This is a genomic window from Vibrio sp. Isolate25, assembly GCF_022398025.1.
Classification (GTDB): domain Bacteria; phylum Pseudomonadota; class Gammaproteobacteria; order Enterobacterales; family Vibrionaceae; genus Vibrio; species Vibrio coralliilyticus_A.
The window spans coordinates 13,797-37,788 of the sequence record NZ_JAKEUT010000009.1; the positions used below are offsets into that span (position 1 = coordinate 13,797).

The window sequence follows — 23,992 nt, forward strand, 5'->3', positions numbered from 1 at the left end:
AGATGTTTTCAGTTAATCAGACATTGGGCTATCAGGCGCCATTAGACGTGAACAACCTGAGTGAAGAGCAGACCGCGATTGCTATCGAAGATCTGAACCTGTTCTACCAGAATACTCAGGCACTGAGCGATATTTCCATGCGCATTCCTAAAGGTCAGGTGACGGCGTTTATCGGGCCTTCAGGGTGTGGTAAATCAACGCTTTTACGTTGCATCAACCGAATGAATGACCTGGTGGAAGGGTGCCGCGTGGAAGGGAAAGTCAAACTGCATAGTAAAAATATCTACCACCCACAGGTTGATGTAGCAACACTACGTCGCCGGGTCGGGATGGTGTTTCAGCGTCCGAATCCTTTCCCTAAATCAATTTATGAAAACGTCGTATATGGTCTGCGCTTGCAGGGTATTCGCAACAGCCGAGTTCTTGATGATGCTGTTGAGCACTCACTGCGTGCCGCGGCGCTATGGGAAGAGGTGAAAGACAGGCTACATGAGAATGCGTTTGGTTTGTCTGGTGGTCAGCAGCAGCGTTTGGTCATTGCTCGTGCGATTGCGATTGAACCTGAAGTATTACTTCTTGATGAACCGACCTCGGCACTAGACCCGATTTCCACTCTGACCATTGAAGAACTGATCAATGATCTTAAAACCAAATATACTGTAGTTATTGTTACTCATAACATGCAGCAGGCTGCACGGGTCAGCGATCACACGGCATTTATCCATATGGGTAAGTTGATCGAATACTCAGATACGGATTCGATTTTCACTTCGCCAATGAAAAAACAAACGGAAGACTACATCACAGGTAGATACGGCTAATAAGGGAGATACAGATATTTCATGAACTTTGGACGTCACATATCAGGACAGTTTAATGTCGAATTAGAATCCATCCGAACCCACGTGCTGACGATGGGAGGCTTGGTTGAGCAGCAGTTATCTTTTGCTATGCAGGCACTGCACAAAGAGGACATTGAGCTAGCGCGTAAAGTCGTGCGTGACGATCACAAAGTGAATGCGATGGAAGTCTCTATCGATGAAGCTTGTACGAGAATCATTGCTAAACGTCAGCCAACTGCGAAAGACTTACGCTTGATCATGGCGATCATCAAGACCATCACTGACCTTGAGCGCATTGGAGATGTCGCCACCAAAATGGCTTATGTGGCGATTGAAAGCCCATCATCCAAAGAGCAGATGTTCCAAGTCTCTCTTGAACCACTTTGTCGTCAGGCAATCGGTATGTTGCATCAGGTTTTAGATGCGTTTGCACGTATGGATGTCGATTCAGCGGCGGAAGTATACAAGCTGGATGACAAAATTGATGCAGAATACGAAGCGGTGATCCGCCAGTTGATGACCTACATGATGGAAGACCCGAAGAACATTCCCCATATCCTGCAAGTGATGTGGTCTGCTCGAGCGATTGAGCGAGTAGGGGATCGCTGCCAAAATATCTGTGAATACATCATCTACTTTGTTAAAGGCAAAGATGTTCGCCACTTGGGCGAACAAAGCATAGATGATGCGCTGCGTTAAATCTGTGGTGATGCGTAGATTACTGGGCGGGTTTTAGTATTTGTCAGGGACAAACGTTTGTTCTTCAATTGGAGCTCGGATGTAGCCTTCTTTGCTCAGTTCAGGCAGCGATATCTCTGGATAAGTAATTTCCTGATAATCAATTTGCTCGAGTAAGTGACTGATACAGTTTAAGCGGGCGCGTTTTTTGTCATCTGAGGGCACGACCCACCATGGGCACTGTTTGGTGTCTGTGTAGGCAAACATTTTATCTTTCGCTTCAGAATATTCCGCCCAGCGATTGCGTGATTCCAAATCCATTGGGCTAAACTTCCAACGTTTAATTGGTGTATTGATTCGCTCTAGGAAGCGCTTTTCTTGCTCTTCATCAGAGACAGAAAACCAATATTTAAGCAAGATGATTCCAGAACGCTGCAACATACGCTCAAATTCAGGGCAAGATCGCAGAAATTCATCATACTCTTCTTGGGTGCAGAAGTTCATGACTTTCTCGACCCCAGCTCGGTTATACCAACTACGGTCGAAAAGCACGATTTCACCAGCGGCAGGTAGGTGTGCAACGTAACGCTGGAAGTACCATTGGGTCTTTTCTTTCTCTGTTGGGGCGGGAAGAGCGGCAATGCGACAGATACGAGGATTGAGCTTTTCTGTGATGCGTTTAATCACACCACCTTTTCCGGCAGCATCACGGCCTTCAAAGATAACAACGACCTTAAGGCCTTCTTGCTTAACCCACTGTTGTAGCTTGACTAGTTCAATCTGTAGCCGTGCAAGTTCCTTTTCATAAAACTTCTTATTCAGTTTGCCTTTACTCATAGACCCTCCTTTTGCTATCAAAAGGTTAGCATTTCAAAGCCAAGCTTGAGAGAAGTATCACGAAGAAGTGAGAGCTTTTACTACCTTTTCAATCGCTTGTGGATCCGTGACCGGAACAACAAAGTCATCAATATTCTGATTGCCCATTTTGGCTTGCTCCGCGATGAGCTTCATTTTGCTTGGCCGTGTGGATTTTCCCGATAAATGCACTTCCTGAACAGCAGATTCAGAAACGATCTTGCAGACATTTTCTGCATTTAAGCCAGCGCCTGCCATAATTGAGAAACGATCGTTAGCCAGTTCTACCATATGACGAAGAATATCGATGCCTTGTTCTACATTAGTGGCAAGCCCAGATGTGAGAACACGTTCGCAACCAAGTTTAGCAATATCTTCAATAGATCTTTGATAATCTGCGCATTGATCAATCGCGCGATGGAAAGTGACACCTAGGTTGAGCGATTTGGCTTTGTTGACCAGCCGTGTCGCCTTGGTCATATCGATATAGCCATCCGCATTCAAAGTGCCAATGACGACACCTTGTAACTTAGCCGCTGCCGCCGCTTCGATATCAATCAGCATGCTTTCGATCTCTTCATCAGTATAGAGAAAGTCGCCCTGACGAGGACGAATCATGGCATACACAGGTATGGATGAGAATTTGCCCGCTTGTTTCATCAAACCAAAGCTTGGTGTAAGGCCACCTAGCGCTAGTGATGAACAAAGTTCAATGCGGTTTGCTCCTCCTTCAATCGCACGGTGAAGGGATTCAATGTTATCGATACATACTTCGACAATATAATTCATCTCAATTTTCTCATGGCGGCTAGACAGTAGAAATAGTAACTCAGAGATGAGTAGAGAATTAGGGTAAATGTGGGGCGATTTGTTTCCTCTAAAACAAAAAACCTCAGCAATGGCTGAGGTTTCATATATCTTTTAACGTGTTGTTATGCTGCGTCTTCTTGAGCAGAATCTTCTTCAGCGTCTTCAACCGCTTCAATTTTCTTTTTCTTTGGTGCTGGTTTGCGTTTAGCTCCCAAAGCGAAAAGCACTTCTTCTTTGTTTTGTGCCAGGAACATAGCCAAGTCTTCTTGCTTGCCTTCATCTTCCAGCAACTCACTTTTACCTAGCAGCTCATAAAGCTCATCAGCCATATCAAGCATTTTATCATAGGCGTCAGCTTCCGCTTTAGAGGTAAAAGTCATTTTCTCTTCTCCGTTGCGTTCTACCACGTACTTGACGATTACAGCCATGGTTGGTCCTCTAACTCAAAAATTAATGAAATGTATTACTGTCTGTTTATACAGCTTTTGAGCAATTAAGTCCAGATAGCCAGCCCAACTCTGAGAGCTGGAAAGTGTGTTAGCTGATAGAGTGAGCAATGGTTGATTATCTAAGCAATCTTTACTTGATTTTTCAGGTTATTAGCCTTTGCCTGATGTCTGTTCTTTGTATTGCCAGTTATGGCAGAAGTTGATGAAAGACTTGAGTAATGGGCTCTGATATTTTTCCTTGTGCACTAGTAACCAGAAACGCCTTTTCATATCTAGAGGCAAAGTCAGTTCGATGACTCGACCATCTCGGATCGCTGGCTCTGCTGATAGGCGAGATAAACAGCCGAGCCCAAGGCCAGCGGAAACACTATTGATTAGTGCTTCAGTGGTGTTGAGTTGAAACGCTTCTTGCCAGTGCTCAAGGCGTGGTGCAATCACACGTAAGAAAAACTCACGTGAGCCTGAACCGGGCTCGCGTAGAATCCATTCGCTATTTTCGAGTTGACCAATTGGGTGCTGAGGTGACTTAGCAAATGGTGAATTCGGTGCGCAGATGACACACATTTCATCTTGGCCAAACTGAGTAGAAATTAGCTGAGGGTGTAAGGTTTTCCCCTCAATCATTGCCAGATCGAGTTCATAGTCGACCAGTTTCTCGCAGATCAACGCAGAGTTCGCAATGAATAAACTCTGAGCTTTATGACTGGTTTGCTGGCGAAATTTACTGAGCATGTAAGGTGCGACTTGATTACCGATCGTATCACTAGCACCGATTCTGAGTAGCCCCCTGAGGGGTTGGTCTCCGTCAAACAGTTGGTCGATATCTTGAGCTCTATGCAGTAGTTCATCTGCCAACGGCAGCAGTTTTTGCCCCTCTTGGTTGAGAATAAGGCGGTTGTTAACTCGATCAAATAAAGAGTTACCAAGCTGTCTCTCAAGTTCTGACAACGCCATGCTAACCGCGGCTTTGGATAAGAACAGTGCTTCCGAAGCGGCAGTCAACGTGTCGTGCTGAGTAATGGCAATGAACACTTTTAACTGTTTGAGAGAAATATTGGCAGCCATAATTATAACGTTTAACTATTCTGAACAAGTGTTTTAAATAATTAGATATATCCGAACGTTTAGCAAGCGTAATATTGCCTCTGCAAAAGAAAGAGTGTGAGGCAATCATGATTCAAGCGACAAAAGCAAAAGTGATGGGTGCACCGACACCTATGGCAGGATTAGCGCTGGGGATTGCCAGTTTAGGCTGGTGTTGGGAAAACTTTGCGCCTTTGCATGGTTACGGCCAATGGGCTGGAGCTGCGCTAGCCAGTGTGTTGCTTATCGTTTTGGCAGTAAAGTTTTTATTTCATCGACATCTATTGAGTCAAGATCTGGCCCATCCTGTGGTGGGCAGTGTGGTTCCGACATTTGCAATGGGCACCATGGTGGTGTCTCACTCACTCGGCCATTTTTCCCCAGTGATGGGAGATGCGCTTTGGTTAGGGGCGGTCGGGCTGCATATTATTTTTCTTGTTAGCTTTGTTTATCACCGCGCTCAGGAATTTGAACTTCATCATATGGTACCAAGCTGGTTTGTGCCGCCAGTGGGGATTATTGTCGCGGATGTGTCGTTTTCGGGTAATCCGGATCTTGCGATGATAGCACATGGCGCATTAGTTTTTGGCATGCTGGCGTATGCCATTATGCTACCAATGATGCTTTATCGTTTTATGTTTACCCGCCAGGTGCCTGATGCGGCGAAACCAACCTTGGCGATTATGGCGGCCCCCGCGAGTTTATCCTTAGCTGGTTATCTGACGGTGTCAGCGCAGCCCTCGCCTGTGATTGTTGGCTTGTTGTTTGGCATCGGTGTTTTGATGACTGCGATCATTTATCTCTCGTTTTTCAGACTATTACGGCTACCGTTTAGTCCAGGTTACGCCGCGTTTACTTTCCCAATGGTCATTGGTTCAACAGCATTATTTAAGTTGGCAGGATGGATGCAACAGATCGGTGTTGAGGCTCATTATGTCGATCAAGTGCAAATGTTAGCGAGCTTTGAGCTGATAGTCGCGACCGGGGTTGTGGGATATGTCGCATGGCGTTACTTCAGTTTCTATCAGCCTCACAAAGTCATAGTGCGTAATGCGTAGCCTTTTGATGCATTGATAGGCGTATAATGATCAAGAAAGTGATGCACTTATGCTAATCTCAACCCAATTGTGGCAAGAATAGTGTGAGTGCATTTTGTTTACTGTCTACCATTCCAACCAAGTTGACGTTTTAAAATCTTTACTCGTCGAATTGGTTCGGCTTAACCCACTGGATAACCCGTTCGAAAAAGAGCAAATTCTGGTTCAGAGCCCGGGTATGTCTCAATGGCTGAAAATCGAGTTAGCTAAAGAATTTGGTGTCGCTGCAAACATTGAGTTCCCACTCCCTGCTACTTTCATCTGGAATATGTTCACTCAGGTATTACCAGATGTGCCTCAGCGAAGTGCATTCAACAAAGAAGCCATGACATGGAAGCTGATGTTTATTCTTCCTGAGCTTCTCGAGCAAGTCGAGTTCGAAGCACTTAAGCACTATCTGGTGGATGATGAAGATCAGAGTAAGCTTTATCAACTGGCTGAAAAAATCGCTGATATTTTCGATGGTTATCTGGTTTATCGCCCTGAGTGGATTGCCCGCTGGGAAGCTGGAAAAACGGTGGCTGAACTGGGAGAAGAACATTGCTGGCAGCCTATTTTGTGGCAGGCATTATACGACCATACTGTGGCGCTTGGGCAGTCACCTTATCATCGCGCCAACCTTTACGAACATTTCATTGATACGCTGGAAAACAGCAGTGGTCACTTTGAACATTTACCGAAGCGATTGTTTGTTTTTGGTATCACTTCGCTACCCCCTCGTTACATGGACGCACTGAAAGCCATCGGTGAGCATATTGATGTCCATCTGATGTTTACTAACCCTTGTCGTTACTATTGGGGAGAGGTGCGCGATCGTAAATACCTTGCCCGTTTGGCGGCTCGGCATCGACAGCATTTGGTATGGAAACAAGACCACTCTGAGCTGGAGGGCGAATCTCAGCAACTGAAAGGTGATATCGAGCAAAACCTTGATGATGAACTGCATACCAATGTGGTCGGTAACAGTTTACTTGCTTCGATGGGCAAGTTAGGTCGAGATAATATGTATTTACTGTCTCAACTAGAGGCTCACGAAATTGAAGCGTTCGTGGATATTGATCGTGATTCTTTGCTGCATCACCTACAGGCAGACATTCTTAATCTTGAAGAGCATCAGGATGATAAAAAACTTGATGATAGCTATCACAAACAGGTGATTGATGCACAGGATCGCTCGGTCACATTGCATGTTTGCCATAGCCCGATGCGTGAAGTGGAAGTACTGCATGATCAATTGCTGGCGATGTTTGATGCAGATCCAAGCCTTAAACCACGCGATATCATTGTTATGGTCGCAGATATTAATGCCTACAGTCCGGCTATTCAGGCTGTGTTTGGCAATGCACCGGGTGAGCGCTTCATCCCTTATTCTATTTCTGACCGAACGGCTGATCAGGAAAGCCCGATTTTGCATGCGTTTATGCAGGTTGTTAACTTGCCGAATACTCGCTGTCTTGCTTCTGAGTTACTTGAGCTACTTGAAACGCCATCGATTCTAGCGCGGTTTGATTTGGATGAGGATGAGTTCATTCAAGCGAAGCAGTGGGTAGAAGAGTCGGGAATTCGCTGGGGACTTAATCACCACACTGGTGAAGAATTTGATTTGCCTGAAATATCGCAAAATACTTGGCAGTTTGGTATTCAGCGTATGCTACTTGGTTATGCGATGCCAGAGTCTGCAGGTTTACTCGAAACCAAAAGTGGTTTGTTGTCACCCTATAATCAGGTTCAAGGCATGGGCGCTGAGTTAGCGGGGAAACTGGCCCACTTTATCGAAACCGTCAGCCATTACCGCAGCCAACTAGCCAAAACCCAGCCTATTGAACAGTGGCGTGAAACATTAACGCTAGCATTGGATGATTTCTTTCGTGTTGATTTGGAGGGCGAAGCCGCGCTCAAGTCGATTCGAGATACGCTCACATCTTTAAAAGATCAGCTTCAAGATGCTGCGTATAAACAGGCGTTGACGCCAAGTATAGTCTCGCAATATTTGCATAACAAACTGTCTGGAACTCGAGTCAGCCAGCGCTTCCTCGCTGGCCAAGTGAACTTTTGTACTTTGATGCCGATGCGCTCAATTCCATTTCGTACCGTCTGCCTACTTGGGATGAACGATGGTATTTACCCTCGAACGGTTCCACCGGAAGGGTTTGATCTAATGAATGGCCGAGCGAAGCCCGGTGATCGCTCTCGTCGGGATGATGACAGATATCTATTTTTGGAAGCCTTATTATCTGCACAGCACACACTTTACATCAGCTATGTAGGTCGCTCGATTCAGGACAATACTGAGCGAGTGCCATCGGTATTAGTGTCTGAATTAATGGAGTATTGCCAACAAAATTATTGCTTGGCAGGAGATGAAAACTTAGCGGTGGATGAATCGGGTCAGCGTTTACTGAGTTGTATCCGAGCCAGTCACCCAATGGTGCCATTTAGTCCAAGTGCGTTTGTTGAAAATAGTGCTAGTTACGCCAAAGAATGGTTATCTGCCGCGAGTCGACAAGGTCAAGTCGGTGGGAAGTTTAATCGCCAGTTAAGTGATTATTTGTTGGATGCTGTGTATCCGCTTGAACTGGACTTGGTTGAGTTACAACGTTTTTGGCGTTTGCCTGTACAGTATTTCTTTAATCGCCGTCTAAAAGTGGTGTTTGAACCCCCATTACCTGTGATGCAAGATGATGAGCCATTTGTGCTGAATGGTTTAGAAAGCTATCAAATGCGTGATAGCCTGCTGGAACTGTTGCTTGAGCACCAGCTTAGTGGAGAAGGGGACCAGCAAGCCATTATTAATGATTTCATTGCTCACCAGCGTGCACAAGGCAAGCTACCGGTAGGCGCATTTGGTGATATCGAATTTGAAACTAATCGGGTTCAAGCCGAAGAACTGGTAGAAAAACTTGCTTGGCTATGTGGTTCACCTAACGACGATCTTGAAGTGAAATTGGCCTTTGATGTATTGGGAGAAGGTAAACCTGTTAAGTTGACGGGGTGGCTCACACAGAGCTATCAATCGGGGTTAGTCCGCTTTCGTAGTGGACGTATTCGCGCTCAGGATTACCTTGCTGTCTGGATCGATCATTTAGCCATGAATGCGATGGGGCATTATCAATGCTCGCACATGGTTGGCTATGATCGTAAAGAAGGCGTTGTACACCTAACTTATCCAGCGTTAGAGAATGCAGCGGTTGCTCAATCGACACTGGGAGAACTGGTTCGTTTGTTCTATCAAGGAATGACAACGCCTTTAGCGTATTTTCCTAATACGGCCTTAGCTTGTGTCGAAGCTGGCTTCAATCGTGGCAATTGGGTTGATGATGAAGAAAAAGCGCTAAAGAAAATGGCAGACACATTTAACGACAGTTACTTGAGTCCAGGGGAAGGTGCGAATTCTTATATTGCCCGTATCTGGCCTCAATGGAGTGAAGAGTTGGCGATGCAAGTCAGGCTTTTGACGACGTTAGTATTACAAGCGCCGAGGCTTACAGTGAAAAACAATCAAGAGATAGATAAATAGGTGGCCGCCAGGAAATCATTATTTGTGTAGGGTGTTTTCTTTACGGCCACAGGTCAGAGGGACCATGATTTGGTTGCTTAGCGTCAGGCATGGCCAACGTAAGTCATGCTGCGCATACTATCGGTAAGTCCACTCGCTTGCCGTGAGAAAGGTCTCATAAAATCCTATCTTGAATAGGATTGTTATTGATAAATATCATTTTAAAATCTAGGTCACACTTGGATCTGGAACTAATGCATCAAGGGCTCGAATTTTATGACATCCACGTCAATGGTAACGTCACTGAATACCATGACTTTTCCACTTCATGGCGCGCGCTTAATTGAGGCGTCGGCTGGAACCGGTAAAACCTTCACTATCGCAGGTTTGTACCTTAGGTTATTGCTGGGCCACGGCTGTTCAGAGAGCAAACATCAACAGCCATTAACGGTCGACCAAATACTGGTGGTCACCTTTACCGAGGCGGCAACTGCCGAGTTGAGAGACCGAATTCGAGCCCGAATTCATGATGCAAGGTTGGCCTTTTCACGTGGGCAAAGTCATGATCCTGTCATTCAGCCTTTGCTTGAAGACATTGACGATCACTCTCAAGCGGCTGATATTTTACTCCAAGCCGAAAGGCAGATGGATGAAGCGGCGGTATACACGATTCATGGCTTTTGTCAGCGCATGCTGACTCAAAATGCGTTTGAGTCAGGTTGTCGGTTTAATAATGAATTCGTCACGGATGAAAGTCACCTCAAAGCTCAGGTTGTGGCAGATTACTGGCGACGCAATTTTTACCCGTTACCTTTTCAGCTTGCTGGTGAAGTGCGGCGAATTTGGGACTCTCCTGCTGCATTACTAAAAAAGATCTCTCCATACTTAACAGGAGCGCCCTTACAGCTATCAGTGCCCGCGATGCAGGGCAGTATGGCTGAGTTACATGCCAAGAACCTTAAGCAAATTGACGATCTCAAAGCGATTTGGCGTCAAGGTCAGCAAGACTATCTTGCCCTGATCAGTGAATCAGATCTCAATAAACGAAGCTACACCAAAAAATCCTTGCCTACCTGGCTTGAAGTGGTCGACATGTGGGCAGCGAGTGAAACTACGGGCTATGACTATCCGGATAAACTGGAAAAGTTTGCCCAGAATGTTTTACAAGAGAAAACACCCAAAGGGCAGGCGCCAAGCCACCCCACTTTTTTGGCGATTGAGCAGTTTCTCGCACAGCCTATCAGCTTGGAAGCACCATTGCTGGCACATGCTATAGAGCAGTGCCGTGATATGTTAGCGAAAGCAAAGCAGCAGAAACAGTGGTTGTCGTTTGATGATCTACTCACGCAACTTTCTGCCGCGATTGATGGAGATGACAGTGAACAACTGGCTCAGCGGATTCGCTCTCTCTATCCGGTCGCCATGATTGATGAATTCCAGGATACTGATCCGCTTCAATACAGCATATTCAGCCGTATCTATCTCGATAACCCTCAATGTGGCTTGTTTATGATTGGCGATCCCAAACAGGCCATTTACGGCTTTCGCGGTGCGGACATTTTTACTTACATTAAAGCACGTAATCAGGTTTCCTCACACTTCACCCTAGGGACTAACTGGCGTTCTAGCTCAGAGATGGTTGCTGCGGTGAATCAGGTGTTTCAAACGCCAGATCATCCTTTTATCTACGATAAGGATATTCCGTTTGTTCCGGTTAACTCGAGCCCGAATGCAGATAAACGTCGATGGATGATCGACGGGCAACCTCAACCAGCAATGACTTACTGGTTACAAGAAGCGGAAGAGAAGCCTTTAGCGAAAGGTGACTATCACCAAGCCATGTCACAAGCCTGTGCGAATAAGATCCATCATATTTTATCGGCCGCGCAGAATGATCAAGCATGTTTTGATGACGGAAAGTCGCAACACGCCATTCAGGCTGGAGACATTGCGGTGTTAGTTCGAACGGGCAGCGAAGGTCGAATGATCAAACAAGCCTTGGCTGAGAAGGGGATTGCCAGCGTCTATCTGTCCAATCGAGATAGTGTGTTTGTCTCACAAGTGGCCGAAGATTTACAGCGCTTGCTCCAAGCTGTGCTCACACCAGAAAACGATCGAGCTTTAAGGGCTAGCCTCGCGTCGGAGTTATTTGCCCTTGATGCAGGAAGCCTCGACAAACTCAATAACGATGAAAACGAATGGGAAAACGCCATTAATGAGTTTAAAGAATATCGTCGTTTGTGGAGTCAGCGTGGCGTACTGCCGATGCTGCGTAGCGTAATGAGTAAAAGGCACATCGCTGAGAGATTGCTCGAAGAAGAAAACGGTGAGCGATCTCTGACTGACTTTATGCACATCGGAGAGCTGCTCCAGCAAGCCAGCCAAGAGCTAGACAGCGATCACGGCTTGTTGCGCTGGTTGGCACAATCGATCAGCGATGCCCGTAATGGATTGGGAGGCAGTGACGAACAAATCCAGCGCTTGGAATCGGAGCGCAATTTGGTCCAGATAGTAACCATTCACAAATCAAAAGGATTGGAATACGAGTTGGTGTTCTTGCCGTTCGTATTCAGTTATCGAGAGGCGAGTGAAGCCAAGTACTACGATAGTGCTTTGGACAAAACCATTCTTGATATCACTAAGCAGGATGCGTCATTACAGCAAGCCGATAAAGAGCGTTTGGCGGAAGATTTGCGCTTGATCTATGTTGCTCTTACCCGAGCTGTTTATGGTTGTTTCATTGGTACGGCTCCGTTGCGTAATGGACGTTCGACCAAAGAGCCGACAGGTGTACATCACAGTGCGATGGGGTACTTATTACAAAACGGCGAACAAGGTGGCATCGCAGATTTAACAGCGGCGCTGCACCAACAGGCTCAGCAACTGAGTTGTGTTCGAGTGGAAGGATTACCGGAAAGCGTCAATGAAAAGCTGGTGGTTCGAGAAGCAGGACAGCAAGCACTGCACGCCAATGAGTTGAACAATGAAATTGACCGTAATTGGCGCATAACCAGCTATTCAGGTTTGGTAAAGCAAGGCACAAGTCACCATTTTGAGGATGCCGTGACGGACATTCTGTTGTTGGATGTCGATTCCTCTGATGAGCTGCAGAACGAAGAGGCGCTGGAACCTGAGAAGAGTATTTTCACTTTCCCCAAAGGCGCTAGACCCGGTACCTTCCTTCACACCCTGTTTGAAGAAGTAGAATTTACCGAACCTGCCACGTCAGACAATAATAGAGAAATTATTGTGAGTCTAATGGAGAGTGAGCAGTTAGACTCCGCTTGGCTACCAGTTTTGCAGCAGCTTGTCGACACGGTATTGGCTACCCCTCTGGATGGTAAGCAACTGAAACTCAATCAAAAGCAGCCGGATCAGCGTTTAGTGGAAATGGAGTTCTTGTTGCCGATTGAAATACTGACAGCACCGGCATTGAATCGAGTTATTCAGCGTCATGACCCTCTGTCTGCTAAAGCGGGCGATCTCGGTTTTCATTCCACACAGGGTATGCTGAAAGGGTTTATCGACTTAGTGTTTGAACATCAAGGCAAGTATTACGTGCTTGACTGGAAGTCCAATTACCTTGGAGGTGATGTCGCAGATTACCACGGCGAGGCCCTGAAATCGGCAATGGCGGATCACCGCTATGATCTGCAATATCAAATCTATGCGTTGGCTTTACACCGCTTCCTGCGATCTCGTGTGCCAAATTATAATTACCAGACTCACTTCGGCGGAGTCTATTACCTGTTTTTACGCGGTATGGATGGGGCAAGTGGCCACGGCATTTTCTCAGCGCGTCCGACGCTTGAATTTCTTGAAGACATGGACAGCCTGATTGATGGGCGTCCTATCGAACCGAAACAGTCCAGCTCTGGCCAGATGGAGTTACTCTAATCATGCAAGTTCTCTTTTCGTGTCTTCAGTCTCTGGCGAGCAAAGGCTCAATCCGACAAATTGATTATCAGTTTGCTCGTTTTGTTCTCGCCCAAAGTAACGATGAATATGTTGCGTTTATGGCGGCGGTACTCAGCTGTGAGTTAGGTAAAGGACATATTTGCTTACCACTGTTTGACAATTATGGGCAGGCTGTGGACTTGGCTGCCAAATTAGGGTTGTTTGGCGAAGCGGCTATTGAGCTGAATCAATGGTTGCAGAAGGTGAATTGGCCATCACGACTTGAGTCTTCCTCCCTAGTTGGCAAGCAAGGGCAGTCAGCTCCGATGATTTTTGACGGCGATCGACTTTACCTGCATCGGTACTGGCATTATGAAGTCGTATTGGCGAGTCGTTTGAATAGCTTTGGGTCACCAATGATCTTAAAGCCTATAGAGGTTCAAAAGCTAACAGAATTGCTCAATCATCTGTTTGCCAGAAACTATCATTATCTCTTTACTGCTCTGGCCTCCGCGCAATCTGAAGGGAGTTCGACCCCCGTACTCAGACAGCAGCTAGTCTGCGATCATCTTGATGTGGTGAGCAGTGAGCTGCTCGATTGGCCTACCATAGACCAAAAGCTCCTTAATGTGACCAAAATCGAGCAATTGAATGTGTTGGATCAGTTGGTGCCTTTGTCGGTGTGCGTCAACTGGCAGAAGGTCGCTGCTGCGGTAGCGTTGACACGCCGCTTTGCGGTGATTTCTGGTGGGCCGGGAACTGGAAAAACCACCACAGTGACAAAATTGCTTGCTGCGTTAATCACTCAGGCGAACCAAGCTGGCGAAGAGCCTGTAATTAAGCTCGTTGCGCCCACTGGGAAAGCCGCCGCGCGTTTGACGGAATCTATCGGTAAAGCCGTAGCCGAACTTCCTGTTGAACCTGCGCTTAAAGATCAAATTCCAACCGACGCCAGCACTTTGCATCGTTTACTCGGTGCGGTGCCAAATAGCGTAGAATTTCGTCACAACCAGCACAACCCACTTCATCTCGATATCTTAGTCGTGGATGAAGCTTCCATGGTCGATTTGCCTATGATGTATAAATTGGTGGACGCCTTGCCAAAGCATGCTCGTTTGGTATTACTTGGAGATAAAGACCAACTTGCTTCTGTTGAAGCCGGTGCGGTGCTGGGTGATATTTGCGCTTTTCACCAGCAAAGCTATAGCGCGAGTCAAGCTAACATGATTGCCCAGCTTACGGGATACCAGACATTAGCTCACACAGCGAATACCGCTGTGAGCATTGCTGATAGCTTATGTATGTTGCAAAAGAGCTACCGATTCGATGCGCGATCAGGAATCGGCCAACTAGCGAAAGCGGTCAACTCTGGGTCAACACAAAAAGTTGATTGGGTGTGGCAGCGAGATTTTAAAGATATTGCTAAATTTCCTATCAATGGCGAGAGCTACAGCCAGATGATTCAGACCTTGGTGCAGGAATACAGCCATTACTTGCAGCGCATCGGGCAAACCGTGATAGATCCCGATACCGAACTGGCTGAAACCATTCATCAAAGAGCAAAGGCTGCGCTGCAGCTGTTCTCTAAATGTCGTTTGTTGTGTGCTGTGCGAGAAGGTGACTTTGGCATTACTGGGCTTAACGTCCGTGTAGAACGTGCGCTCAAAGCTCGTAAACTGATCCAAACTCAGGATGAGCTTTGGTATCACGGCCGACCTGTCATGGTGGTGCGTAACGACCATGCGTTGGGCTTGTACAATGGTGATATCGGCCTTTGCCTGCGTGATAACTCGGAAGGGGGAGAGCGACTCAAAGTGTTTTTTGAATTGCCTGATGGTTCTGTTAAAGCGGTGCTTCCAAGCCGAGTGCCGGAGCATGAAACAGCTTACGCGATGACGATTCATAAATCTCAGGGCAGTGAATTTGAGCACACCCTAATGATATTACCACCAGACTTTACCCCAATTTTGACACGTGAACTCATTTACACTGGAATTACGCGTGCCAAGCAAAGATTGAGTTTGTATGCCGATGAAAGGGTAATGTCGCGAGGGGTAAAAATCAGAACTGAAAGGGCAAGTGGTTTGGTAAGTCGTTTGCAACAATGACCATCCATGGCTATTGATAAAATTTATCGAATGGATCGACTAAAAGAGATGCTACGAATACGGTATTTCTCTTGGTAATTCAATATGAATGCTTTTAACCCCTTGCTGACAGGGAAGACGCAGTGGACGTCCAACCCTTCCAGAAGTTCGTTATCAGCCATATCCCAGAAGCTCTGGATGGAGTTACAGATGATGGTTTTCATCGGTTATTTGCTCTTAGTGACGTTGTTATCTACCTCAAGCAATCCGTGCGACTTACAGGAGTATTCACCTGTAAGTTGAAGACATGTCCAATAGGGCTCCCTCTCCCGCTAAGGGGAATCAGGGAGCTCGAATTTTAACCAGTTAATGCGACAAAATAAAGTGGAAAAATGGATCACAATGGAAAGAAAGGTGTTTCATCTGTGAGACGAGATTGAGAAACTGACTAACTTCTTGTCTTATTACTATGCATTACAGTTCAATAGCTAAGATCTTCGATTTTCTCTGATAGTTGTAGAGGTTTTGTTTTTGCGAAGGAAGAAAGTCGACGGACATTTCACCAAACCCCTGTTCACGGAACCAATGCAAGCTTCGGGTTGTGAGAACAAAAATATGTTTAATTCCTTGGGATTTTGATTGCAGTTTGATGTGATTGAGCAGCAGAACTCCACGATTGCCATCACGGTATTCAGGGTGAATCGCGACGCATGCCATTTCTGCCATTTTTTCTTGTGTGTAGGGATAAAGCGCAGCGCAGCCAATGATCAAACCATCTTTCTCGATTATCGTGAACTGATGGATTTCCTGCTCTAGTTGCTCTCGGGAGCGTCTGACTAAGACTCCCTGTTCTTCAAGTGGGCGAATCAGATCTAAGATGCCCCCAATGTCATCAATGTTTGCCTGGCGAACTTGCTCTGCACTGGCTCTAACGATTTGGGTGCCGATACCATCTAAGGAGAACAACTCCTGAATTAAGGCGCCATCCACTTTATAACTCACCAAATGGCTGCGTGGTACGCCAGCGCGACAAGCGGTCGTAGCAGCGCGAAGAAACCTGAGTGTGCCAGAGGCGTTATCGCCACTAGTGTCACTGTCTTGTTCCAGCTTTTCCAGGAATTGTTCCGCTTCTCTAGGAAAGAGCTCTGCAACAGCATTGCCATTATGATCAATAACCCCTTGCTCAGAACAGAAACCAATCAGCTTATCAGCACGAAGCTTTATTGCGACTTGAGTGGCAACTTCTTCTGATAACAAATTAAAGGATTCGCCTGTGACTGAGCTGGCAATCGGGCCAAGTAGAACGATGGAGCCTTGATCGAGTGTGCGATTAATACCCTCCACATCAATTCGGCGAATGCGACCACTGTGGTAGTAATCAACCCCATCGTCGATGCCTAAAGGTTGTGCGATGACAAAGTTGCCGCTGACGACATTAAGCTGAGTCCCTGCCATTGGTGTATTACCAAGACTCATCGAAAGTTGAGCGGTAATGGCTAATTGGAGTTGTCCAGCTGCTTGCATCACAAAGTCGAGACTGACCTCATCGGTCACCCGTATACCTTTGTGGTAGGGTGTATCATGTTGACATTGTTGAAGAATTCGATTGATTTGTGGCCGAGCACCATGAACCAGCACGATTTTTACGCCAAGGCTGTGAAGTAGAGCGAGATCGCTAATAATATTAGCAAAATTACCATCTGCTACCGCTTCTCCCCCCAGCATGATCACCATGGTTTTACCTCGGTGAGCGTTCACATAGGGCGCGGATTGGCGGAATCCTTTGACTAAAGCGGTATTACGAATCTTCACTATTTATCCAATTTGTGTGAATTTATATGTAAATATATTGCTTTTTTATTCCATTGTCGGCAAGTTTTTTTTGGTTATAGGCACTAAATTTCGATTAGATGAATCAATCGGATTATTTTAAGGGCTTATAGATTGGTCTGTTTTGATAAGTATTTCTAGCAAAGTGAAGTAATTAGGTTAACACTTAATGCAATCATTACACTTGTCAGTTGTTGTGGCGTGAAGTCAAATTAGGCGTATCAAGTTGACGAAAAAGAAACTGTTAGAGCGAGCGGTGATCATCTTTGCTATTGCGTTGGCGATTGCTTCGATATTTGTGGCGAAGGCATTGTATGAGCACTATCAAGATATTCAGCACCCCAATTCAATGGTATATGGAACATGGGTTGAACAGGGAGTTGCACCGTACTCAGCGGATCGTTTTGTATTGAATGAAACCGGAGTGGTGATTGATGGTGGTGTTGTCGATACCCGCTTTCGTTTCAACGGTACCTATGTTGAGTTTCGGGTAGGCGAAATAGAGCGTCGTTATCTGATCCTCAATCAAGATTTCAGTCAAATGAGGCTAATTTCCGAGCCTCGCTACCAGCCTGTCTATTCAATTGTCAGAAAAGCTCAAAAATAACACCCGTTAACGTCTATGCGATTGCGCTAAGCCTTTGAGTTTGTCATCCTTTGTTTCGGGCTTGAAAGGAATAAAACCTGTGTTCAAAAAATATCTTCCAATTTTGGCGGCTAGCATTTTGTTTGGCTGCGCGCAACCGCACGATCGTGCTCAACAATATCTTGATGGTGAATTTAATTCGATTCTGAATAAAACAGCTGTGGTCGAATCAGATAAGCCGCGGGATTTTACTGAGTTCACCAAACAGTCACAGCAGGTGATCAATAAGTCGCCCTCAATGGCACGCATTTATCAACCACTGTATGAAAAGCTCAATGAATGGGTGTTACAGAGTGGTGATCCAGCACAGTTAGGCGACTTTGGCATTCAAACGGCCCAGCTAGGTGGTGGTGATAAGCAAGGTAACGTCTTGTTCACTGGTTATTTCTCGCCAGTGATGGAATTACGTCACGAGCCGAATGAAACGTACAAGTATCCGGTTTATGGCAAACCGGAATGTGATATCGATTGCCCGACACGCGCACAGATTTATGATGGTGCGCTGGAAGGTCAGGGCTTAGAACTTGGCTATGCCGCGAACATGATAGACCCATTTTTGATGGAAGTTCAGGGTAGCGGTTTTGTCCATTTTGAAGATGATGACACGCTGGAATATTTCGCTTATGGAGGCAAGAATAACAAGGCTTATATCAGTATCGGAAAAATACTGATTGAACGTGATCAAGTACCGCGGGAAAAAATGTCTTTAAAAGCCATCAAAGAGTGGGTGTTGGCTAATGATGAGGCAACAGTGCGCGAGCTACTTGAACAGAACCCATCGTTCGTCTTTTTTGAGCCAAGAGCTGATGCGCCTGTGACTGGAACGGCAGGGATCCCGCTGCTGCCAATGGCTTCTGTTGCCGGTGACCGATCTATTTTCCCAATGGGAACGCCTATTCTCGCTGAGGTACCTTTACTTAATGCGGACGGTACATGGAGTGGTGCGCATCAATTGCGTTTACTGATTGTTCTTGATACTGGCGGGGCGGTGAAACAGAATCACCTCGATCTCTATCATGGAATGGGACCAAGGGCAGGGACAGAAGCTGGCCATTACAAACATTTTGGCCGAGTTTGGAAATTGGGTTTAGAAAACTCCGCTACTCAAGCACCTTGGGCATTGCCGCCGGAGAAGTTAAAATAGCTTGAGCTTAACTCAACCTAGACTTTTTAATAAAGAGTGCGTATAAATCGCACTCTTTATTTTTGTACCATTACTCGGCGGAAGAACAGCACCATGCGCGAACTTGATACTCCGGCTTCAGACAGCTACAACCAACGTTTTGGCGGCACTCGACGTCTCTACGGCAATAGCGAAGTGGAAATCCTTCGTGCGGCACATGTTTGTGTTATTGGTATTGGTGGCGTGGGCTCTTGGGCAGTCGAAGCATTAGCTCGTACAGGTATCGGTGAGTTGACCTTGATTGATATGGATGACGTGTGTGTCACTAACATCAACCGTCAGATCCATGCAATGAACGGTACGGTGGGACAGAGTAAAATTGAAGTGATGGCCGAACGCGTCAAGCTTATCAATCCAGAGTGCAAAGTTAATCTGATTGATGACTTTATTACCCCTGACAACCAGCATGAATATCTGTCAAAAGAGTTTGATTACGTGCTTGATGCGATCGACAGCGTGAAAGCGAAAGCTTCATTGCTGGCGTACTGTCGTAGCAACAAGATTAAAGTGATCACTACCGGCGGCGCGGGTGGGCAAGTCGATCCAACCCAGATTCAAGTTGCTGACCTGACCAAAACCATCCAAGACCCATTAGCGAAAAAAATCAAAGATACTTTGCGTCGGCATCACAATTTCCCCAAGAATCCGCAGCGTAAGTTTGGTATTGAGTGTGTATTTTCAACGGAACAGCTGAAATACCCTCAGCCAGATGGCAGTGTATGTGGTGTGAAGTCGACAGCGGAAGGGCCAAAACGTATGGACTGTGCGAGTGGGTTTGGAGCGGCAACGGTCGTTACCGCAACATTCGGCTTTGTGGCGGTTTCGCGCATTGTCGAGAAGCTGATTCAGAAATACCGTAAATAGTTCGTTTGGAGATTCTTATGTCCACATTTCCACCGTCACCTTTTGGCACCGATATTCAAGCAGAAGACATCGTTACGATTATGCAAGGCTTTAAAGGTTGGGAAGATCGTTACCGCCAAGTTATTCAGTGGGGAAAGAAGCTTCCTATGATGCCTGAAGAGCTGAAGTCTGAACAAGTCACGGTTTCAGGTTGTGAAAGCCAGGTTTGGCTGGTGAGTGAAAATACAGATGGTGTGTGGCATTTTTGTGCTGATTCTGACGCACGTATTGTTCGTGGCCTTATTGCACTGGTCATGGCGGTTTATGACGGCAAAACCAATACAGAAATTCAGACATTTAATATAGATGAGTACTTTGAAAAGTTGGGCCTTATTGCCCACCTCAGCCCGTCGAGAGGCAACGGCCTAAAAGCCATTGTTGAGCAAATAAAGCAAGTCACCCGATAACTGCATTCCTCTGATTTGGCGGGGGGATTATATCTGTATAAAATTTAATCACTGAGATATTAATGCCTTAAAAAATACAGGGTGTTAGACCTCTTGTTGTCGCTGAATAAAGGCTGTACAATTCGCGCCCTTAATTAATGTTACGTCGTTTCGTGAGGCCACATGACCACTGAAAAAATCAATCTACTCGACTTTGATCGCAAAGGGATGCGCCAGTTTTTTGCAGAAGAACTGGGTGAAAAAGCATTTCGTGCTGAGCAAGTAATGAAGTGGATCTATCATTTCGGTGTCGATGACTTCGAAAAAATGACCAACATTAACAAGAAACTACGTGAAAAACTGATGCGTCGTTGTGAAATCAAAGCGCCAGTGGTTGCTGAGGCTCAGCATTCCTCCGATGGCACGATTAAGTGGGCGATGAAGGTTGGCGATCAGGATGTCGAAACGGTGTATATTCCAGAAGATGATCGCGCGACGTTATGTGTGTCCTCTCAGGTTGGTTGTGCATTGGAATGTAAGTTCTGTTCAACAGCTCAGCAAGGCTTTAACCGCAACTTGAAAGTTTCTGAGATTATCGGTCAGGTTTGGCGTGCTGCACGCGAAATTGGTTTGGAAAAAGAGACAGGGCGTCGCCCCATCACTAATGTTGTGATGATGGGGATGGGGGAGCCTTTGCTGAACATGAAAAACCTGATCCCTGCGCTTGAATTAATGCTGGATGATCTTGGCTTTGGTCTTTCAAAGCGTCGTGTAACCGTATCAACATCAGGGGTCGTATCTGGCTTGGACCAGATGACCGGGCAGATCGATGTCGCGCTGGCAATTTCTCTACACGCACCAAACGACAAGCTACGCAGTGAGATTATGCCAATTAATGATCGCTGGGATATCGAAGACTTCCTCGCTTCAGTTCGTCGTTACATCGCGTCATCAAATGCCAACCGCGGAAAAGTGACGGTAGAGTATGTGCTGCTGGATCATGTCAATGACGACATGGAGCATGCCCGTGAGTTGGCTGAGTTACTCAAAGACACACCATGTAAGATCAACCTGATTCCATTTAACCCTTACCCAGGTTCACCTTACAAGAAGCCAAGCAATTCACGTATTGACCGGTTCCAGAAAACATTGATGCAATATGAGCATACAGTGACAGTGCGTAAAACGCGTGGTGATGATATCGATGCTGCTTGTGGTCAATTGGTCGGAGATGTTATCGATCGCACTAAACGTACAGCGATGCTCCGTGCAGCGAAGGGCGACACAATTGAAGTCAAAGCCGTTTAATTGAGAGTTTTGATGGAAAAGCCAGAGTTGAACTCTGGCTTTTTTGTAAATTGGTATTGCTAAATTATGTCAAAATCAGGAAAAACCTTGAGCTGCTTGTAATTTATGCGCCTTTTCTATGTTGTTTCATCTCTGATATCTATTAGAATTAAACTTTAGTGCTTTAGAGGTTATTCCTCTGCGATTTTAGTGAAGCACTTTTAAGCAATTTGGTGAGGCGATGTCCTCAAAAATTCTGGATTCTGAACAAAACCAGCACCACTAACGAAAAATAATAAATGTGCGATTGGCTGGAATCCCCTTGAAAAGAGACGTTATAAAAATGAGTGCAGAACAGCAAACTGCGGTACAAGAAGAGAACAAAATCGAAGCGGGTACGATTTTAAAGCAAAAACGAGAAGAACTAGGTCTGACACAGCAGCAAGTGGCTGATAGGCTGCGTCTTCGTCGTTCCATCATTGAAAACATCGAATCTAACCAATTTGAGAGTGAGCAGGTTGCCACCTTCACTCGTGGGTATTTGCGCTCTTATGCTCGTGTCGTGGGGATTAAAGAATCTGTCGTGCTGTGTGCGCTTGATGATTGCGGAGAAGCGCAACATGAAGAGCACAAGATGCAGAGCTTCTCGCAGAAGACCAATAAAGAAAAACACGATAGCCGCATTATGACCCTAACTTGGGGTATTTTTGCCGTTATTGTGGGTATTTCTTCTGTGTGGTGGTGGCAGAACCAGGAAAACAGCGTTGTTGAGTTGACGACGGCAACTGAGCAGGAAATGAAAATTGAGCAAGAACTGGCGGAGAATAACCAACTCGACTTTGCTGCTATTGAACCGAGTTTGATCAATGAGTCGCCAGAAGATCAGCAATTGGTTGAGCAGCCATTGGAAGAGGTGACGACTTCGGTTGCCACTCAAGACAATGAGCTTGAAGTGATTGAACCACCGAAAGCTGGCACTCCTGCGGAAACAGCTGAGCCGACTGAAGAAACTCTAGCTGTAGAAGCAGAACCGGAACCATCGGTGGCAGAAGAAAGTAAATTGCAAGCGTCTGCCCCAGAACCCGCTACCAATCAGAATTTGCTTGAGATGTCATTCAGCGATGATTGCTGGATTCAAGTAAAAGATGCGACGGGGAAAACGCTGGCTACAGGCATTAAGAAAGCGGGTCATGATTTGCAAGTCAGTGGCGAAACACCTTATAAAGTGATTTTGGGAGCCCCTGAAAACGTTTCAATGACATTATCAAGTGAACCTGTTGACCTTTCTGGGTATACTTCAGGCAAAGTAGCAAGATTCACCTTACCTTAGAATTAAATATGCAACACGAATCTCCTATCAAACGTCGCCCATCGACTCGTATTTACGTGGGCGATGTGCCCATTGGTGACGGCGCTCCGATTGCTGTGCAGTCGATGACGAACACCAGAACAACAGACGTCGAAGCGACTGTTGCACAAATTAAATCACTGGAAAATGTCGGTGCGGACATCGTTCGCGTGTCTGTACCAACCATGGATGCGGCTGAAGCATTCAAACAAATCAAACAGCAGGTGAATATCCCGTTAGTGGCTGATATTCACTTTGATTACCGTATTGCGTTAAAAGTCGCGGAATACGGTGTGGATTGTTTACGTATCAATCCGGGCAACATCGGTAAAGAAGATCGCATTCGTGCGGTGGTTGATTGTGCTCGTGATAAAAACATCCCGATTCGTATTGGGGTGAACGGCGGATCTTTGGAAAAAGATATCCAGATGAAGTACGGCGAACCTACACCTGAAGCGTTAGTCGAATCTGCGATGCGCCACGTTGATATTCTTGATCGTCTTAACTTCGATCAATTTAAGGTCAGCGTTAAAGCATCAGATGTCTTTCTGGCGGTTGACTCCTATCGCTTGCTAGCGAAAAAAATCGATCAGCCACTTCATTTAGGTATTACAGAAGCAGGCGGTGCACGTGCTGGCTCAGTGAAGTCTTCTGTCGGTCTGGGAATGCTATTGGCGGAAGGTATCGGAGACACGCTGCGTATTTCATTGGCTGCGAACCCTGTTGAAGAGATCAAAGTCGGTTTTGATATTCTTAAATCTCTACGTATTCGCTCTCGTGGTATCAACTTCATCGCTTGTCCAAGCTGCTCGCGTCAAGAGTTTGATGTGATTGGAACAGTGAATGCGCTTGAAGAACGTCTAGAAGATATTATCACTCCAATGGATGTCTCCATTATCGGCTGTGTTGTCAATGGCCCAGGTGAAGCAGAAGTTTCTCATCTTGGTCTTGCCGGCAGCAATAAGAAAAGCGCTTTCTATGAAGATGGCAAACGCCAGAAAGAGCGCTTTGATAATGATGATCTGGTTAGCCAGCTGGAAGCCAAAATTCGTGCTAAAGCTTCAGTGATGGACAAGCAAAACCGCATTGACGTAAAAGTAAACGATTAATCTCAA

The 23,992-nt window shown here is 46.0% G+C and carries 19 protein-coding genes; 13 read left to right on the top strand and 6 right to left on the bottom strand.

What is annotated here, in order from left to right:
• Positions 1–2: 2 nt before the first annotated feature.
• Positions 3–821 carry a phosphate ABC transporter ATP-binding protein PstB gene (pstB, locus tag L1D15_RS15935; protein WP_239837446.1) on the top strand — a complete coding sequence of 273 codons (819 nt, stop codon included), beginning with the start codon at positions 3–5 and terminating at the stop codon, positions 819–821.
• 21 nt (positions 822–842) lie between these two features.
• Positions 843–1,541: a phosphate signaling complex protein PhoU gene (phoU, locus tag L1D15_RS15940; RefSeq protein WP_045976565.1), complete on the top strand. Its 699-nt coding sequence runs from the start codon at positions 843–845 to the stop codon at positions 1,539–1,541.
• 33 nt (positions 1,542–1,574) lie between these two features.
• On the opposite strand, the gene ppk2 is transcribed toward phoU, so the two are convergent.
• The 4 genes from ppk2 to L1D15_RS15960 form a co-directional block, all read right to left on the bottom strand.
• The gene (ppk2, locus tag L1D15_RS15945) at positions 1,575–2,357 is read right to left on the bottom strand and encodes a polyphosphate kinase 2 (RefSeq protein ID WP_239837447.1); all 783 of its coding nucleotides are present in this window, start codon (positions 2,355–2,357) and stop codon (positions 1,575–1,577) included.
• Between the two features lie 57 nt (positions 2,358–2,414).
• On the bottom strand, positions 2,415–3,164 hold the full coding sequence (locus tag L1D15_RS15950; RefSeq protein ID WP_239876407.1) for a copper homeostasis protein CutC: 750 nt from the start codon (positions 3,162–3,164) through the stop codon (positions 2,415–2,417).
• A gap of 143 nt (positions 3,165–3,307) precedes the next feature.
• Complete coding sequence (locus L1D15_RS15955; RefSeq protein WP_239876408.1) at positions 3,308–3,613, bottom strand: YebG family protein; 306 nt, start codon at positions 3,611–3,613, stop codon at positions 3,308–3,310.
• Between the two features lie 171 nt (positions 3,614–3,784).
• A complete protein-coding gene (locus L1D15_RS15960) occupies positions 3,785–4,699 on the bottom strand; it encodes a LysR substrate-binding domain-containing protein (protein ID WP_239867278.1) in 915 nt (304 codons plus the stop codon).
• Between the two features lie 107 nt (positions 4,700–4,806).
• Between L1D15_RS15960 and L1D15_RS15965 the strand changes: the two genes are divergently transcribed.
• From L1D15_RS15965 to recD, 4 genes are all read left to right on the top strand, one after another.
• On the top strand, positions 4,807–5,775 hold the full coding sequence (locus L1D15_RS15965) for a TDT family transporter (RefSeq protein WP_239876409.1): 969 nt from the start codon (positions 4,807–4,809) through the stop codon (positions 5,773–5,775).
• 94 nt (positions 5,776–5,869) lie between these two features.
• A complete protein-coding gene (gene recC, locus L1D15_RS15970; RefSeq protein WP_239876410.1) occupies positions 5,870–9,331 on the top strand; it encodes an exodeoxyribonuclease V subunit gamma in 3,462 nt (1,153 codons plus the stop codon).
• A 255-nt stretch (positions 9,332–9,586) separates the two neighbouring features.
• Positions 9,587–13,207: an exodeoxyribonuclease V subunit beta gene (gene recB, locus L1D15_RS15975; protein ID WP_239876411.1), complete on the top strand. Its 3,621-nt coding sequence runs from the start codon at positions 9,587–9,589 to the stop codon at positions 13,205–13,207.
• Between the two features lie 2 nt (positions 13,208–13,209).
• Positions 13,210–15,315, top strand: coding sequence for an exodeoxyribonuclease V subunit alpha (gene recD, locus L1D15_RS15980; protein ID WP_239876412.1), 2,106 nt, complete (start codon positions 13,210–13,212; stop codon positions 15,313–15,315).
• A 23-nt stretch (positions 15,316–15,338) separates the two neighbouring features.
• Here recD and L1D15_RS15985 read toward each other — a convergent pair whose 3' ends face one another.
• Both L1D15_RS15985 and argA read right to left on the bottom strand, forming a co-directional pair.
• The gene (locus tag L1D15_RS15985; RefSeq protein WP_239837457.1) at positions 15,339–15,518 is read right to left on the bottom strand and encodes a hypothetical protein; all 180 of its coding nucleotides are present in this window, start codon (positions 15,516–15,518) and stop codon (positions 15,339–15,341) included.
• A gap of 250 nt (positions 15,519–15,768) precedes the next feature.
• Positions 15,769–17,106, bottom strand: coding sequence for an amino-acid N-acetyltransferase (gene argA / locus L1D15_RS15990; protein WP_239837458.1), 1,338 nt, complete (start codon positions 17,104–17,106; stop codon positions 15,769–15,771).
• Positions 17,107–17,350: 244 nt separating this feature from the next.
• On the opposite strand from argA, the gene L1D15_RS15995 reads away from it, so the two are divergent.
• The 7 genes from L1D15_RS15995 (at position 17,351) to ispG (ending at position 23,986) form a co-directional block, all read left to right on the top strand.
• Entirely contained in the window at positions 17,351–17,731 is a 381-nt protein-coding gene (locus L1D15_RS15995) for a DUF2850 domain-containing protein (protein WP_239876413.1), read from the top strand.
• 79 nt (positions 17,732–17,810) lie between these two features.
• On the top strand, positions 17,811–18,914 hold the full coding sequence (gene mltA, locus L1D15_RS16000; protein ID WP_239867296.1) for a murein transglycosylase A: 1,104 nt from the start codon (positions 17,811–17,813) through the stop codon (positions 18,912–18,914).
• 93 nt (positions 18,915–19,007) lie between these two features.
• Entirely contained in the window at positions 19,008–19,817 is an 810-nt protein-coding gene (gene tcdA / locus L1D15_RS16005) for a tRNA cyclic N6-threonylcarbamoyladenosine(37) synthase TcdA (protein WP_239867299.1), read from the top strand.
• A gap of 17 nt (positions 19,818–19,834) precedes the next feature.
• The gene (gene csdE / locus L1D15_RS16010) at positions 19,835–20,263 is read left to right on the top strand and encodes a cysteine desulfurase sulfur acceptor subunit CsdE (RefSeq protein ID WP_239876414.1); all 429 of its coding nucleotides are present in this window, start codon (positions 19,835–19,837) and stop codon (positions 20,261–20,263) included.
• A gap of 162 nt (positions 20,264–20,425) precedes the next feature.
• On the top strand, positions 20,426–21,550 hold the full coding sequence (locus tag L1D15_RS16015; RefSeq protein WP_239876415.1) for a bifunctional tRNA (adenosine(37)-C2)-methyltransferase TrmG/ribosomal RNA large subunit methyltransferase RlmN: 1,125 nt from the start codon (positions 20,426–20,428) through the stop codon (positions 21,548–21,550).
• A 322-nt stretch (positions 21,551–21,872) separates the two neighbouring features.
• Entirely contained in the window at positions 21,873–22,859 is a 987-nt protein-coding gene (gene rodZ / locus L1D15_RS16020) for a cytoskeleton protein RodZ (RefSeq protein WP_239876416.1), read from the top strand.
• An 8-nt stretch (positions 22,860–22,867) separates the two neighbouring features.
• Positions 22,868–23,986 (top strand): flavodoxin-dependent (E)-4-hydroxy-3-methylbut-2-enyl-diphosphate synthase, encoded by a 1,119-nt coding sequence (ispG, locus tag L1D15_RS16025; protein WP_239837465.1) that lies wholly within the window; start codon positions 22,868–22,870, stop codon positions 23,984–23,986.
• The last annotated feature ends 6 nt before the right edge of the window (positions 23,987–23,992 follow it).